We start from the raw sequence: 15,645 nt of genomic DNA on the forward strand, positions 1-15,645 counted from the left end.
CGGGCACCAATGCCTTCACCTGCCTTCCGGGGCTGCTACTTCGACGCGACGCCGATGTTGAGGTAGTCGTACTGGCCGCTGAAGGCCGCCGTGGAGACCAGGTTGGTGAAGGTGGTCGGGCGAGCCAGCAGGACCTTGAAGTAGGTCAGCGGCACCAGGGCGGCGTCGTCCATGGTCTGCTTGTCGATCTGCGTGTAGATGCTGTTGCGCTCGGCGTCGTCCTGCGTGCCGATCGCCTTCTCCAGCAGACCGTTGACCGTCTTGTTGTCGTACTGCGACAGGTTGGTGTTACCGGACTGGCTGATCGCCTGGCCGTTCAGGATCTGCTGCAGGAAGCCGTAGCCGGACGGCCAGTCGGCACCCCACTGCATCATCATCAGGCCGACGTTCTGCTTGTTGTCGAAGTTCGGGACACCGGCGTAGTCGGTGAAGTACTTGCCCGAGGGGTACTGCTTGAGGGTGGCGTTGATGCCGACCTTCTTCAGCGAGTTGATGATCGCCGTGGCGGCGTCGATCTCCTGCGGGCGGTCCGAACGGGCCGTGATGTTGGTGTTGATCGACGTCTTGCCGCAGGCCTTCAGCTGCTCCTTGGCCTTGGCCACGTCGCCCTTGTTGCCGGTGGTGGCGTAGACGTCCGCCTTCGAGTAGCCCGGGATGTCCGGCGGCAGCACCGTGGTGGCGACGTCACCGCGGATCGGGCCGCCCTCGGCGGTCTGCACCGAGACCTTGTCGATCGCGTACTCGACGGCCTTGCGGCAGGCGACGTTGTCGAACGGCTTCAGCTTGGTGTTGATCGCCATGTAGACCAGACGGCCACCGTAAGTGTTGTCCGTGTTGGCCTTCTTGCTGGCGTCGGTGAGCACCTGGGCCTGCGTGGCGGCCTGGACACCCGTGCCGCCGAGGTCGATCGCGTCGCCGGCCTGGACGTCCTTGTCGATCGTCTCGGCGTTGACCTTCAGGTTGACGACGATCTTGTCCGGCAGCTGCTTGCGCAGCGGGTCGGTCTTCGGGTCCCAGTTCTTGTTGCGGACCAGCACGGCCTGCTTGCCGTCCTGGTAGCTCTGGAACTGGTACGAGCCCGAGGACACGATGTTCTTGACGTAGTCGACGCCGTTGTCCTTGGCCTGCGGGACCGGGGCCGTCTGCGGGGCCGAGACCAGGTAGTCGAACTCCTGGAAGGCCTGCTTCAGGTGGAAGACGATCGTGGTGTCGTCCGGGGTCTCGATGGACGCGAGGCCCTTGGCGCTCTTGTCCTTGTAGGGACCCTTGTACTTGTCGCCGCCGACCAGGAACTGCTGGAAGTAGTTCGGGCCGAGGGAGAGCACGTCACGCGCGAAGTTGGAGCGCTCGACGGCGTACTTGACGTCCTTGGACGTGATCGCCGTACCGTCCTGGTACTTCAGACCCGAACGCAGCTTGTACGTCCAGGTCTTGCCGCCGTCGCTCGGAACGCCCTTGCTCGCGGCGAGGTCCGGGACCAGGGTGTTGCCCTTGGAACCGGGGCCGGGCTCGAACGTCATCAGCGGGCGGGCGTACAGCCGGCTGAAGTTGTACATGTAGGCGTAGTACGTGTTACCGGGGTCGAACGAGTCCGGGACGTCGGACAGCTCGTAGGTGACCGTCCCGCCCTTCTTGTCGGACGCGTTGACGACACCCTTGGTAGCCGCGTTGGCCGCGGCGGAGCTGCCGCCGTTGCCGTCCTTGTTGTCATCGGCCTTGCTGCACCCTGCAACCAGCAGGGTGGCGGAGCCGATGGCCGCGATCGCGGCCAGCGCTGACCTTCGCATGATGGGCGGGTTCCCCTCCATTGTCGGAAACTTTTCGGGCTCTCGGTGACAGCAGGCGTCAGCGGCTGCGCGGGTCGAGAGCGTCGCGGAGACCGTCACCGAGCAGGTTGAACGCCAGCACGGTCACGAAGATGGCAAGGCCGGGCACGATCATGTACTCGGGATCGACCTGGTAGTACGTCACCGCTTCGCGGAGCATGCCGCCCCAGGACGCCTGCGGGGGCTGGATGCCGACGCCGAGGAAGCTGAGGGACGCCTCGAAGAGGATGTTGGTCGGGATCAGCAGCGTCGAGTAGACGATGATCGGGCCGACCAGGTTGGGCATCAGCTCCCGGAACAGGATGTACGGGCCCTTGGCGCCCATGCCGCGGGAGGCGTCGACGAACTCACGCTCCCGCAGGGCGAGGGTCTGGCCGCGCACGATCCGGCCCAGGTAGGGCCAGTTGAAGAAGCCGATGACGAATATGAGCACGCTCAGGTGCAGCGGCAGTCCGTTCAGGCCGAACGCGCCGCCCTGGAGGGTGGCGGAGATGGCGATGGCGAACAGCAGGAGGGGGAAGGCCAGGAAGGTGTCCATCAGCCGGCTGATGACCGAGTCGACCCGGCCGCCGTAGTAGCCCGCGACGACGCCCATGATCGCGCCGATCACGTTGGACAGGATCGTCGAGCCGAAGGCGACGACCAGCGACACCCAGGAGCCCTCCAGGATGCGGGTGGCGATGTCGCGGCCGAACTTCGGATCCACGCCCAGCGGGTGATCGAGGCTCATGCCGCCCCAGCCGCCGTTGGGCAGCGAGGTGTTGGCGTCGATCAGCTCCTGGTGGAAGGCGTTGGGGTCGAGACCGAACAGGGCCTGGATGGGGCGGGCGAGGATCGCGACGAGAATCAGCAGAACGACAACGATGCCGCCGGCCACGGCGACCCTGTCCTTCTTGAACCGGGTCCAGGCGATCTGTCCGAGGGAACGACCCTCGATCTGCCCCTTACCGGCACCCTCCAGCACAGCCTCCGGCTGTGCCTCGGCTGCCGCCCCGGTGGTCTCGATCGGTGCGGTCACGGTGAGCGACCCCTCTCGCCGGCGGTGACCGGCCTACGCCAGCCGCGGATTGCGGCTTTGTCGACTTGCTCGATCATGAGGTTTAAACCGACCTCATGTCTGACTGGCGAGTCTTCAGCGTCGTCGCGATCACCCGCCAGATCTGGCGAAGAAAGTATGCGCAACCGTGATGCAGTCCGAGGGATTCCGTTATCCGAACAGTGGGTAACGCCCCTCGGACACGGGTCAGTTGGGACAGAACGCCGAATCCGGCCGGAACGGAGCGTTCCGGCGTCATCTACGCGCGGAGAAATGTGTTCGTTACGTAAATCTTGTGAACCCCCTCGGTCGACCCGAGGGGAGAGCGCCCCGTCGCGTCAGTAACCGCCCTGGGCCGGTGGATACCCGTACCCCGTCGCCGGCGCCGGCGGCAGCGCCGCGTGGGCTTCGCGGTCGTAGAACGGCCGTGCCGTCGCCCGCATCCACATCACGACCGGGTCGTACTCGTCGGTCATCGCGACCGTCGACACCGGCAGCCCGTCCGGCACCGCCCCGATCGACTGCTGCATCATCCCCCGCACCGAGTCCACGGCCGGCGGCGAGGTGTCGTACACGTCCAGGCCGATCGCGAGGTACGGCGCCCCGAGGGCCGGCTGCACCCAGGCGCGGCGCAGGGAGCGCACCGCGGGGGTGCGGTGGGCGTTCTGCGTGAGCAGGGCGTAGAACTGCGGGATCTCGATGGCCGGTTCGGTGAGCCGGAGCGGGCCGGCCGGCTGGCGGTCCAGGCCGGTGGCGATGCGGCGCAGGTCCAGCCAGGGGATGCCGACGCCGCCGCCCGGTGCGTGCGGGTTGAGCCAGAGGCCGAAGTGGTCGGGGTAGAGGGTGCGGGCCACGTCGATGCCGTCGACCACCTCGTACGAGCGGTTCCAGCCGCTCGCGGAGAGTTCCTGGGCCGAGGTCACACAGGGGGCGTAGCCGTGGCCCTCGACCTCCATGTTCCCGTACTGGGCGTCGGGGGAGCCGGCCTGGCCGTGCCAGAGGAGCATCCAGATCTGGCCGGAGGAGGGCGTGGCGAGGGCGCGGAGGAGTGCCTCGTAGGCGTCGTAGCGCCCGGGGGTTACCTGGCGCAGCATGTGCTCGACCTGTCCGGTCGCCGCGGTGCCGCTGGCGCTCACGTGTTACCGCCCCTTCATCTGGTGCCCCGCGTTTGGAGACAGCTTATGCGCCCAGGGGGCGGGGGCCGATTGTCCGTGCGCGGGTGCGGCTTCGTGGTGGCTGGTCGCGCAGTTCCCCGCGCCCCTTGGTTGGCTGCCCTGAGGGCGTTTCTAGTGGCCGTATTGATAGAAGGGACGCACGTTCTCCCGCATCCAGTGGCCGACCGGGTCGTCCGCCACGTCGAGCAGGACCAGGTTCACCGGCCACCTCACCGGCACCCGGCCCAGTGCCTTGCCCAGGGCCTCCAGGGGCAGGGCGCGCACGTCGCCCTCCCACTGGGAGAGTTCGACGCCCACGAACATCACCGGGTCCGCAGTCTCGACCGCGGCGAGGCAGCGGCGGGCCGAGGCGACGACGCCGATCGCCGCGAACTCCGCCGACGCCGCGGCCAGGAAGTCCATCGGGTCGTCCTGCCAGTCCGGTTCGAAGAGGCGGACCCGGCCGCCGGAGGCGGGGCCGTCCAGTTCGGTACGGCCGGTCCGGCAGAGCTGGGCGACCGCCTCCGGCGGCAGCGGGACCCCGACGACTCCCCCGGGGTTCACGGCGATGCCGACCTGCGGGGGCAGCCCGCGGGCGAACTCGACCGCCGGGGCGATCGTGTACGACAGATGGGAGCCGGCCACCAGGCGGAACTGCTCCTCGGAGCTGAAGACCGGCACGTACACCTGGCCCGCGATCTCCGTCGTGGGCAGGTCCAGCGGGCCGCTGTGCGGGCCGCCGCCCTCGGGCAGCGGGATCCACAGGAAACTCCGGCCCAGTACCTCGATGAGCCGGCCCGCCGCCGCGGGCACGCCGAGGGAGGCCGACAGGACCTCCTCCAGTTCGTTGCCGGGCCACCCGCCGTGCGGGTGGGGGTGCGCCTGTGCCGGGAAGTCCGCGGGAATGTCCGCCGGGAAGTCCATCTGCCTACCGCCTGCTGGAAACCACTGGTGAGGCTGGAAAGGCTAGCGGGTGACACCGACAAAGCCACCCCACCAGCCGATTCAGGCCGCGAAGGCGATCCGGCGCAGTACGTCCGCCGCGTCCCGGTCGAGGAGGACCGCCGAACCGACGCCCTCGGGCAGCCTCCCCTTCTCCGCCGCGCGCAGCAGCCGCCCGGCCGCCCGGCGGTGGCGCAGGAAGGCGTACCGGGAGACGCCCCGGCCGCGTTCGCGCTGGCCGTCCAGTGCCGTGCCCGGCGTGACGTCGAGGAGCAGCAGGTGCAGGGTGCCGCCGCGGCGGCGGGCCTCCCGGGCCAGCCAGTCGCGCACCCAGGCCTGGGTCCCGCAGTCGTGCACGACCACGCCCTCGCCGGTGCCGAGGGCCCGACGCAGCCCGGCGTAGTGGGCGATGCGGACCAGCGGGCGGTAGACGGCGTACGGCAGGAGGCGGGCCAGGCGGGAGTCCCAGCGGTCGCGGGTGTCCTGGGAGTCGATACGGATGCCCTGGACGGTGCGGTGCATCAGGGTGGACTTGCCGCTGCCGGGCAGCCCCGTGACCACGACCAGGTCACGGGGGCCGAAGAGCAGGCCGTGCGGGCTGTGCCCGGCGCGATCGCGCAGGTCGCGGACGACCGGTGCGGGGAGCTCGCCGCACCGCTCGCGGGCCGGGGCCGCCGGCTGCCGGGGCACGGCGATGCCCGTCGTCGTCGCGTATGCCGTGGTCCTTGTCACCGTGATCGTCCTCCCTGGGGGTTCAGGAAAGGTTCTCCCCACTTAACGTAAAGAGAAGGTAATCACGGCGTCTCGCGGTTCCGTTCGCGTACTGCCACAGGCCCGTCACAGAACGGAGGGCCAGGTCCGGCCTGCCACGGCCCCGGGCGGCGTGCAATGATGTCCGCGCCAACTGCATACCGGCCGCTTGAATCCGCGCGGGAGAGTCCCCAGCCGTCTTCGCTGGGGCGCCGAAGGAGCAAGTCCCTCCCTTGAATCTCTCAGGCCCCGTTACCGCGCGGGCGAGGCACATCTGAAAAGCGGGCCGCTGTGTCAGTGGCTCCACCCAAGGTGCAAGTCGTGGTCACATCCGTGGTCAGGGCGAACCTCTCAGGTTCCGATGACAGATGGGGAGGACAGCCCTCGCCTGTCATGCCCTTGGGACCTCCGGGAGACGACCGACCGATGAGCAGTACCGATTCCGCCGCACCCCGCCGTACCGCGCTCGATGCCCTGCACCGCTCGCTCGGCGCGACCATGACCGACTTCGCCGGCTGGGACATGCCCCTGCGCTACGGCTCCGAGCGCGACGAGCACGTCGCCGTACGGACCAGGGCCGGGCTCTTCGACCTCTCCCACATGGGCGAGATCACCGTGACCGGCCCCCAGGCCGCCGCCCTGCTGAACCACGCCCTGGTCGGCAACATCGCCTCCGTCGGCGTGGGCCGGGCCCGCTACACCATGATCTGCCGGGCCGACGGCGGCATCCTGGACGACCTGATCGTCTACCGGCTGGCCGAGGCCGAGTACATGGTCGTCGCCAACGCCTCCAACGCCCAGGTCGTCCTCGACGCGCTCGTGGAACGCTCCGCCGGCTTCGAGGCCGAGGTCCGCGACGACCGGGACGCGTACGCGCTGATCGCCGTCCAGGGCCCGGAGTCCCCGGGCATCCTCGCCTCCCTCACCGACGCCGACCTGGACGGGCTGAAGTACTACGCCGGGCTGCCCGGCACCGTCGCCGGCGTCCCGGCGCTGATCGCACGCACCGGCTACACCGGCGAGGACGGCTTCGAGCTGTTCGTGAAGCCGGAGCACGCGGTGGAGCTGTGGCAGGCGCTGACCAAGGCGGGTTCCGCGGTGGGCCTGGTGCCGTGCGGTCTCTCCTGCCGGGACACGCTGCGGCTGGAGGCGGGCATGCCGCTGTACGGGCATGAGCTCACCACCTCGCTCACCCCTTTCGACGCCGGGCTCGGCCGGGTGGTGAAGTTCGAGAAGGAGGGCGACTTCGTGGGGCGCGCGGCGCTCGCCGAGGCCGCCGCCCGAGCGGAGCAGAAGCCGCCGCGGGTGCTCGTCGGCCTGGTCGCCGAAGGCCGCCGGGTGCCCCGCGCCGGATACCCGGTGGTCGCCGGCGGCGAGGTGATCGGCGAGGTCACCTCGGGCGCCCCCTCCCCCACCCTGGGCAAGCCGATCGCCATGGCGTACGTCGACGCCGCGCACTCGGCGCCGGGCACGGCAGGCGTCGGCGTGGACATCCGGGGCAGTCACGAGCCGTACGAAGTCGTGCCGCTGCCGTTCTACAAGCGCCGGAAGTGATCACCCCAACCGGCGTCGGCAACAGCCACCGGGCGTGACCTGGCGCACATCGCCGCTGGTCACGCGCGTTCCCAGCAGTCCCCCATTCACCAGCACTCCCCCGCGTACAGGAGAATTCAGGCCATGAGCAACCCCCAGCAGCTGCGTTACAGCAAGGAGCACGAGTGGCTGACGGCCGCCGAGGACGGCGTGGCGACGGTCGGCATCACGGAGCACGCGGCCAACGCGCTCGGTGACGTCGTCTTCGTCCAGCTCCCGGCGGTCGGCGACACGGTGACCGCGGGTGAGTCCTGCGGCGAGCTGGAGTCGACCAAGTCGGTGTCCGACCTGTACGCGCCGGTCACCGGTGAGATCACCGCGGTCAACGAGGACGTCGTCGACGACCCGTCCCTGGTGAACTCGGCCCCCTTCGAGGGCGGCTGGCTGTTCAAGGTGCGCGTCACGGACGAGCCGGACGACCTGCTCTCCGCCGACGAGTACACCGCCTTCACCGCCGGCTGAGAGCCGCCGCAGACCCCGGCCTAGGAGTCGTAGAAACAGATGTCCGTTCTGAACACGCCCCTGCACGAGCTCGACCCCGAGGTAGCCGCCGCGGTCGACGCCGAGCTGGCGCGCCAGCAGTCCACCCTGGAGATGATCGCCTCGGAGAACTTCGCTCCGCTGGCGGTCATGGAGGCGCAGGGCTCGGTCCTCACCAACAAGTACGCCGAGGGCTACCCGGGCCGCCGCTACTACGGCGGCTGCGAGCACGTCGACGTCACCGAGCAGATCGCCATCGACCGGGTGAAGGAGCTGTTCGGCGCCGAGTACGCCAACGTGCAGCCGCACTCCGGTGCCTCCGCCAACCAGGCGGCCCTGTTCGCGCTGGCCCAGCCCGGCGACACCATCCTGGGCCTGGACCTCGCCCACGGCGGCCACCTGACCCACGGCATGCGGCTGAACTTCTCCGGCAAGCAGTTCGACGTGGTCGCCTACCACGTCGACGACTCCGGTCTGGTCGACATGGCCGAGGTGGAGCGGCTCGCCAAGGAGCACCGCCCGAAGGTGATCATCGCAGGCTGGTCGGCGTACCCGCGGCAGCTGGACTTCGCGGAGTTCCGCCGGATCGCCGACGAGGTCGAGGCCTGCCTGTGGGTCGACATGGCGCACTTCGCCGGCCTGGTCGCGGCGGGGCTGCACCCGAACCCGGTCCCCTACGCGGACGTGGTCACCTCCACCACCCACAAGACGCTCGGCGGACCGCGCGGCGGGATCATCCTCGCCAAGCAGGCCTTCGCGAAGAAGCTGAACTCGTCCGTCTTCCCGGGCTTCCAGGGCGGTCCCCTGGAGCACGTGATCGCGGCGAAGGCGGTCTCCTTCAAGGTCGCCGCCTCGGAGGACTTCAAGGAGCGCCAGCGTCGTACGGTGGAGGGTGCGCGGATCCTGGCGGAGCGGCTCACCGCCGCCGACGCCCGCGAGGCCGGCGTGAACGTCCTGTCCGGCGGCACGGACGTCCACCTGATCCTCGTCGACCTGCGTGCGTCGGAGCTGGACGGACAGCAGGCCGAGGACCGGCTCCACGAGGTCGGCATCACGGTCAACCGCAACGCCGTCCCGAACGACCCGCGGCCGCCGATGGTCACCTCGGGTCTGCGGATCGGCACCCCGGCGCTGGCCACCCGCGGCTTCACGACCGAGGACTTCGCCGAGGTCGCGGACGTGATCGCCGAGACGCTGAAGCCGTCCTACGACGCGGCGGCCCTGAAGGCCCGGGTCGAGGCGCTGACGGCGAAGCACCCGCTTTACCCCGGTCTGAACAAGTAGTTCCCTGGTGGGGGCACCCGACGGCGTGTGCCCCCGCCCTCTCTGGAGGAGTTCCCGTGGCCATCTCGGTCTTCGACCTGTTCTCGATCGGCATCGGCCCGTCGAGCTCCCACACCGTCGGCCCGATGCGCGCGGCCCGGATGTTCGCCCGCCGCCTGCGCAACGAGGACCTGCTGGAGTCCGTCGCCTCGATACGTTCCGAGCTGTACGGCTCCCTCGGCGCGACCGGCCACGGCCACGGCACCCCCAAGGCCGTGCTGCTCGGTCTGGAGGGCGCCTCGCCGCGCACGGTGGACGTGGAGACCGCGGACGACCGCATCGAGGCGATCAAGGCCACGCGCCGCCTGTCCCTCCTCGGCGAGCACGAGATCCCGTTCTCCTTCGACGACGACCTGAAGCTCCACCGCCGCAAGGCACTCCCCTACCACGCGAACGGCATGACCCTCTGGGCCTACGACGCGTCCGGGGCCGAGCTCCTCTCCAAGACGTACTACTCGGTCGGCGGCGGGTTCGTCGTCGACGAGGAAGCGGTCGGCGCGGACCGCATCAAACTCGACGACACGGTCCTGAAGTACCCCTTCCGCACGGGCGACGAGCTGCTGCGCCTGACGAAGGAGACGGGTCTGTCGATCTCCGCGCTGATGCTGGAGAACGAGCGGGCCTGGCGCACCGAGGAGGAGATCCGCGCGGGCCTGCTGGACATCTGGCGGGTGATGCAGGCGTGCGTCTCCCGCGGCATGTCCCGGGAGGGCATCCTGCCGGGCGGGCTCCGGGTGAAGCGCCGGGCCGCCGTGACCGCGCGCCAACTGCGCGCCGAGGGCGACCCGCTGGCGCACGCGATGGAGTGGATCACGCTCTACGCGATGGCCGTGAACGAGGAGAACGCGGCGGGCGGCCGGGTGGTCACCGCCCCCACGAACGGCGCGGCGGGCATCATCCCGGCGGTCCTGCACTACTACATCAACTTCGTCCCGGGCGCCGACGAGGACGGCGTGGTCCGCTTCCTCCTCGCGGCCGGCGCGATCGGCATGCTCTTCAAGGAGAACGCGTCCATCTCCGGCGCCGAGGTCGGCTGCCAGGGCGAGGTCGGCTCGGCCTGCTCGATGGCGGCGGGCGCGCTCGCCGAGGTCCTCGGCGGCTCGCCCGAACAGGTCGAGAACGCGGCCGAGATCGGCATGGAGCACAACCTCGGCCTCACCTGCGACCCGGTCGGCGGCCTGGTCCAGATCCCCTGCATCGAACGCAACGGCATGGCCGCGGTCAAGGCGGTCACCGCGGCCCGCATGGCCATGCGCGGCGACGGCTCCCACAAGGTGTCCCTGGACAAGGTCATCAAGACCATGAAGGACACGGGCGCCGACATGAGCGTCAAGTACAAGGAGACGGCCCGGGGCGGGCTGGCGGTGAACATCATCGAGTGCTAGGGAAAGGGGCCCTGACCGGCCCGTTCCTGTCTTTCGGCACTGTCGGGGGCCTTCCCTGCTCACACGGCGGAAAGTCCCCGGAGAGTCTCCGGGACAGACTTGAAAGTCCCCGAAAAGTCCCCGGCGTGTCCCCGGACCGACGATGCTTCCAGGGTGTGTGAGCAGGGCCTCCTCTGGGTCGCCTCCTGTCTCCTCGTGGTGCCTGCTGGTTCCCGGACAGCGAAGTCGGTCGCCGGCGTCGCGCTGCCCTGTGCCGACCGGGACTGGTGAGCAAAAGATCTTGCCGAACCTGCTCGCGATCTGGCTGAGGGTTCAGCCTTGGCGCTGGAAATGGACAGTCGAGCCGGCTCCTGTACCGCGTACTGGTGAGCGCGTCGACGTATCGCGTACACCGGCCGCCTGTGCAGGCATCATGTGCAACGGCCTTACGGGGAGGCCCCTCCCGACACCGCCCGACCGCGATGTCGCCCCCGGGAGAAAGATGTCGACGCCGTCCGGTCGCCCGGCGGCATGCTGAGGACTGCGCACCGCATCGTGGAAGCGCGCTCCTTGCGCCGGGCCCTGTACCGAAGGCCGGGGTGGGTCGCCCCTGTTCGGGAGCGTCCCACCCCGGCTGTCGGCCGTTCTCTACTTTCTCTTGAGGGTGAAGTTCTCGGTGACGGTGGACTTCTTCTTGATCTTCACCGTCGCGACGGTCGGCTGGAAGCCGTCCTTGGCGACGATGACGGTGAGCGGGTTGTTGCGGACGTCGAGCCACAGGGCGTACCCGCCGTGGGTGTCCGTCGTCAGCGTGTAGCTGGTGGCCCAGGTGTCGATCTGGACGGTGGCCCCGGCGATCGGCGCGGTGCCGCCGTCCGCGGTGACCCCCAGCACTGTGCCGGTGATCTTGCCCCAGGTCTTGGGCGGGGCGACGTCCATCTCCACGGGGAGACCGGGCACGGAGTACGGGGTGTCGGAGCTGACGGACAACCGGGCGGTGAAGTCTCCCGGCTGGGTCACCTCGGCCACGGAGGCGTCCAGGGTGATCGTCACCTTCGAGCTCTTGCCGGGCTGGAGGGTGAGCTGCTGTTCGCTCTCGCTCAGCCAGCTGACGTCGGCCGTTTCTCCCTGGTCGTAGCCCGGCAGCACCTCCACCGTCGTTGCGGGGGTTGCGAGCGCGACGCCGCCACCGACCTTGAAGAAGCCGAGCGCACCTCCGCCGCGGTAGGTGGCGGTGTCGGCGTTGGGCAGGGTGGTCCAGGTGCCGGCCTTCGGGTCGAAGGCGAAGGCCTGGTTGGTGATGCTGTTCTGGGTGACGCCACTGGCGGTGACGAGCAGGCCGTTGGCGGAGGTGTAGGCGGCGCCCCAGAGGGTGATCGGCAGGTCGGCGACCTGTGACCACGCGTTGGCGGCGGGGTCGTAGACGTAGGAGTGCTTGTCCTCGCTGTTGCCGTTCAGACCGCCGGCGCAGTAGAGCTTGCCGCTGATGCCGGCGCAGGAACTCCAGGAGATCGACTCCGGGTAGTCGGCCACGGTGGACCATGTGTCGGCAGCCGGGTCGTAGACGGTGACGTCCGTGCTGCCGCAGGATTCCGCCCCGCAGCCGCCGACCACGTAGAGCTTGCCGTCGAGCACGGCGTTGCCGGAGCCGGCGTAGGGCTTGGGCGAGGCGGCGCCGGTGGTCCAGGTGTCGCTTGCCGGGTCGTAGATCTCCAGCTTGGAGTCGGGGTCGCCGCTGGCTCCCCAGCCGCCGACGGCGTAGAACTTGCCGTCGATGAAGCCGTGGGCGGGATCCTCCCGGGTGTCCGCCGCGCCGGCCAGCTTGGTCCAGGTACCGGCGACCGGGTCGAGGACGTACATGTCCTTGGTGTCGGCGCTGCCGTTGAAGCCGAAGGCGGAGTAGACCTTCCCGTCGTTGGTGGCGACAGCGTTGTCCATCAGCTTGACCGGCAGGTCGGGGGCCGCCTGCCAGGCGTCACCGGCGGCTCCCGGAGCCACCTTGGCGGTGGTGCCCGCGGCGGTCGCGGCGGCCTTGCTCGACAGCGGGGAGTAGGTGCCCTTGACCAGTTTCAGCGGGGCGCCGCCCGCGGACTCGATGCTGAACCCGCCGGGCTGTTCCCCCAGTTTGACGGTGGCGGCCGCCGTGCCGGTGTTCTTGATGGTCAGGCTCTCGGTGGTCTGCTCGCCCCAGCCGACCGACGCGGTGACCGAGGTCTTGTCCAGGGTCAGCTGCCCGGCGCCGAGTGCGAAGTCCGCGCCGACAGCGCTGTCGGCCGCCACCTTCACCGTCTTGTCGAGGCCCGTGTAGTGCGGCTTCGCCGCGGTGAAGCCGTGGCTGCCGAGGGAGGAGAACAGGGCGTAGACGCCGTCGCCCAGGGCGGGGTCGTCGGGAGTGGCGAGGGTGACGGCGCTCTGCTTGTCGTCGTCCTTGTTCGTCACGGTGGCGCCGACCAGCCCCGTGGAGGTGTTGGCATCCGTCACGGTGCCGGTAAGCAGACCGCCGGGCAGGGCCGTGACGTGGCGGTCGCCGACGAAAACGTTGTCAACCTTCCACCACCAGCCGAACGAGCTGGTGAAGTGGAAGCGTAGCTGGACCGATGCCTTGCCGGCGTAGTCGGTCAGCGGGAGTTCGACCTTCTGCGCGCCGAAGGTGGTCTCCGTGGCGGACCAGAGACTGGTCCAGGTGGCACCACCGTCGGTGGTCACGTCGACGCCCGCGCTCTGGCCCCCGATGGCCCAGTAGTCGTTGGCGAAGGAGATCTCGGGTGCGGAGTTGCCGGTGAAGTCGTACACGGGGCTGAGCAGTTGCGAGTCCTGGTGCGCGCCGTTGCCGTAGTGGTCGCTGTCGACGACGGCGAACCCGCCGTCGCCGCCGGTGGTGTTGCCGCGTGAGCCCGGGTCGTCGAAGGCCCAGCCGCCGGTCGTCCCGTCGGCGTTGACCACGCTCCAGCCCTTCGGGGCGGAGTCGGTCGAGTCGAACGTCTCGGTGGTGCCTTCGTCATGCACCGAGTAACCGGTGGGCGCGGTGGCCCCCCACGGGTCGACCGGGACCGCGACGTTCAGACTCTGGTCGGAGTCCCCGACGGTGATCTTCTTGGTGGGCGACGTGTAGCCGGGATAGGCGCTGTCCACGTGCAGGGTGTAGTCGTGGCCCTGAGGCAGCTTCAGGTCGAAGGAGCCGGTGAGGGGGTCGGTCCACACCGGACCGCCGGGGACGCCGTCCGCGGTGATCCTGGCGTAGAGCGGCCAGCCGTGGCCGGAGCCGTCGGTGACCTTGCCGGAGACCGTCCGGCTGGGGACCGGGGCCAGGGCGAAGTTCTTGGTGAGGGTGTCGCCGTCGGCGAGGGACACGCCGGAGGCCGTGCTGGTGGCGTAGCCGTAGGCTTCGACGGTGATGTCGTAGCTGCCCACCGGCAGGACGAGCGAGTAGGTCCCGTCGGCGGCGGTGTGCGCGGTGCCGCCGCCCTGGGTGGTGACGGTGGCTCCGGCGACCGGCTTGCCGGTGCTGTCGTCGGTGACGGTGCCGGAGAGCTTCCCGTGCGGGCCGCTGCGGAACGCGGCCAGCCCGTCGGGCGTGCCCAGGCCGGTCGGGCCGTCGTACCCGGCACCGGCGGTGCACAGGTAGGCGGGAGTGCAGGTGCCGTTGTCGCCGCTGGTCACGTCATTGAGACCGGCCCCGGAGGCGTACGGATAGGAGTTGGGGTACGTGCCCGCGACAGGGGTCCCGGCGTCCGCGTACACACTGGCGATGATCGGAGAGGCGGCGCTGGTGCCGCCGTACACCTGCCAGCCGCCACCCCCGTAGGTCTGGTAGACCGCGACGCCGGTGGCCGGGTCGGCCACCGCGGAGACGTCCGCGACGGTGCGCTTGTCGCATCCGGTGTCCGTCTGGAAGGCCGGCTTGGGCTCGTAGAGGGAGCAGCCGGATCCCGGGCCCAGGCCATCGCGGTTCCAGACCGACTCGGACCAGCCGCGTGCGGTGCCGGAGTCCCGGACCAGTGAGGTGCCGCCGACCGAGGTCACGTAGGGAGAGACGGCAGGGTAGGCCACCCCGTAGTCGCTGTCACCCGAGGAGGCGACCACAGCGACACCGGGGTGGTTGTAATGGGCGTCGTACGTCGTCTCGTCCGGGGTCTCGCCGCTGCCCGGGGTGCTGTTGTAGTTGGTGCCGTAGGAGTTGGAGACGTACTTGGCACCGAGCGCGACCGCCTGGTCGACAGCCGCCCCGAGGTCCTCGAAGCTCGGCTGGTCCGCCTCGACGAGCAGGATGTGCGCGTTCGGCGCGGCCGCGGAGACCATATCCAGGTCGAGTGAGATCTCGCCGGCCCAGCCGGAGTCGGGCGCGGGGTAGTCGGTGCCGCCGCGCTCGTCGGCCTTGGTGAAGCAGCCGTTTGCCGTGGTACAGGCGGGCAGCCCGTACTGCTCGCGGTAGACGGCCAGGTCGGCCTCGGCGCTGGGGTCGTCATAGGCGTCGACGATGGCGATCGTCTGGCCCGCACCGCCGTCAGCGGGAAGGCTGTAGGCGCTCTGCAGGTCCCCGGCGCCGTAGCCGCTGGGGCTGACGGAGGCGGCCAGCAGGCCCTTGACGGCCTTGGTGTCGGTGCGGCGCAGGGCGAAACAGGCGGCCTCGCCCTTCTTGGGCGTGGCGCAGGAGGGTTCGAGGGCGGCCTTCTTCTTGGCCGAGGATGCCGAGGCAACGGACGGGGGCGCCGCGTGGGCCGGGATCTGCATGCCCAGGACCGTCATGGCGGCGGCACTCAGGACCGTCAGGCAGGCGGCGGCTCTTCGGCGTAAAGCTGAACCGGTTCTCGGTGAGACGCGCAAAACGTTACTCCTCAGTTTGCATTGCAAGGGTCGACTCGTATGCGGTTCCCGGTCGACGGCGGATACGGATAGTCGTATTCGCCACCATCAATTGGCGTACCCTGAAGGGCAATTGACAATAAACGCCGTGTTACATGTGCATGTCATTCGGTCGAATCCGCAAAAGAGGGCCGCGATCCGGGCCGGAAATAAATTTCCATGCCGACGGGACCCCGCCGCTAAATCACAAAAGCGTGGGCCTATTTCTGCACGGTAATTATTTTCAGTCGGCTGCGGGGCGGCCGGGGACCGGGGCGCACACTCTGCGGCGGCCACGGGAGTTGTCGGTCCGGACATGTGGTCAGAACGGAGAT

At 69.5% G+C, this 15,645-nt stretch carries 10 protein-coding genes and 2 riboswitches; of the genes, 4 read left to right on the forward strand and 6 right to left on the reverse strand.

Annotation, left to right across the window (positions count from 1 at the left end; all coding sequences use genetic code 11):
- Positions 1 to 35 precede the first annotated feature (35 nt).
- The 5 genes from ACZ4UV_RS48240 to ACZ4UV_RS48260 form a co-directional block, all read right to left on the reverse strand.
- On the reverse strand, positions 36 to 1,787 hold the full coding sequence (locus tag ACZ4UV_RS48240) for an ABC transporter substrate-binding protein (RefSeq protein ID WP_451018403.1): 1,752 nt from the start codon (positions 1,785 to 1,787) through the stop codon (positions 36 to 38).
- 58 nt (positions 1,788 to 1,845) lie between these two features.
- Positions 1,846 to 2,844: an ABC transporter permease gene (locus tag ACZ4UV_RS48245; RefSeq protein ID WP_390040607.1), complete on the reverse strand. Its 999-nt coding sequence runs from the start codon at positions 2,842 to 2,844 to the stop codon at positions 1,846 to 1,848.
- A gap of 356 nt (positions 2,845 to 3,200) precedes the next feature.
- A complete protein-coding gene (locus ACZ4UV_RS48250; protein WP_390040605.1) occupies positions 3,201 to 3,998 on the reverse strand; it encodes an enhanced serine sensitivity protein SseB C-terminal domain-containing protein in 798 nt (265 codons plus the stop codon).
- 150 nt (positions 3,999 to 4,148) lie between these two features.
- Entirely contained in the window at positions 4,149 to 4,940 is a 792-nt protein-coding gene (locus ACZ4UV_RS48255) for an enhanced serine sensitivity protein SseB (RefSeq protein WP_451018404.1), read from the reverse strand.
- 81 nt (positions 4,941 to 5,021) lie between these two features.
- Positions 5,022 to 5,696 (reverse strand): AAA family ATPase, encoded by a 675-nt coding sequence (locus ACZ4UV_RS48260; protein ID WP_451018407.1) that lies wholly within the window; start codon positions 5,694 to 5,696, stop codon positions 5,022 to 5,024.
- Positions 5,697 to 5,878: 182 nt separating this feature from the next.
- Positions 5,879 to 5,976, forward strand: a riboswitch (glycine riboswitch).
- Positions 5,977 to 6,086: riboswitch (glycine riboswitch) on the forward strand.
- Positions 6,087 to 6,134: 48 nt separating this feature from the next.
- On the opposite strand from ACZ4UV_RS48260, the gene gcvT reads away from it, so the two are divergent.
- The 4 genes from gcvT (at position 6,135) to ACZ4UV_RS48280 (ending at position 10,489) form a co-directional block, all read left to right on the forward strand.
- On the forward strand, positions 6,135 to 7,262 hold the full coding sequence (gcvT, locus tag ACZ4UV_RS48265) for a glycine cleavage system aminomethyltransferase GcvT (RefSeq protein ID WP_467848306.1): 1,128 nt from the start codon (positions 6,135 to 6,137) through the stop codon (positions 7,260 to 7,262).
- 123 nt (positions 7,263 to 7,385) lie between these two features.
- Positions 7,386 to 7,763 carry a glycine cleavage system protein GcvH gene (gene gcvH, locus ACZ4UV_RS48270; protein WP_467848309.1) on the forward strand — a complete coding sequence of 126 codons (378 nt, stop codon included), beginning with the start codon at positions 7,386 to 7,388 and terminating at the stop codon, positions 7,761 to 7,763.
- A gap of 39 nt (positions 7,764 to 7,802) precedes the next feature.
- On the forward strand, positions 7,803 to 9,065 hold the full coding sequence (glyA, locus tag ACZ4UV_RS48275) for a serine hydroxymethyltransferase (RefSeq protein ID WP_451018308.1): 1,263 nt from the start codon (positions 7,803 to 7,805) through the stop codon (positions 9,063 to 9,065).
- Between the two features lie 56 nt (positions 9,066 to 9,121).
- On the forward strand, positions 9,122 to 10,489 hold the full coding sequence (locus ACZ4UV_RS48280; protein ID WP_390040596.1) for an L-serine ammonia-lyase: 1,368 nt from the start codon (positions 9,122 to 9,124) through the stop codon (positions 10,487 to 10,489).
- Positions 10,490 to 11,116: 627 nt separating this feature from the next.
- On the opposite strand, the gene ACZ4UV_RS48285 is transcribed toward ACZ4UV_RS48280, so the two are convergent.
- Positions 11,117 to 15,214: a carboxypeptidase regulatory-like domain-containing protein gene (locus ACZ4UV_RS48285; RefSeq protein ID WP_467848316.1), complete on the reverse strand. Its 4,098-nt coding sequence runs from the start codon at positions 15,212 to 15,214 to the stop codon at positions 11,117 to 11,119.
- Positions 15,215 to 15,645 lie beyond the last annotated feature (431 nt).

The sequence above is a fragment of the Streptomyces sp. NPDC028289 genome (genome assembly GCF_055565975.1).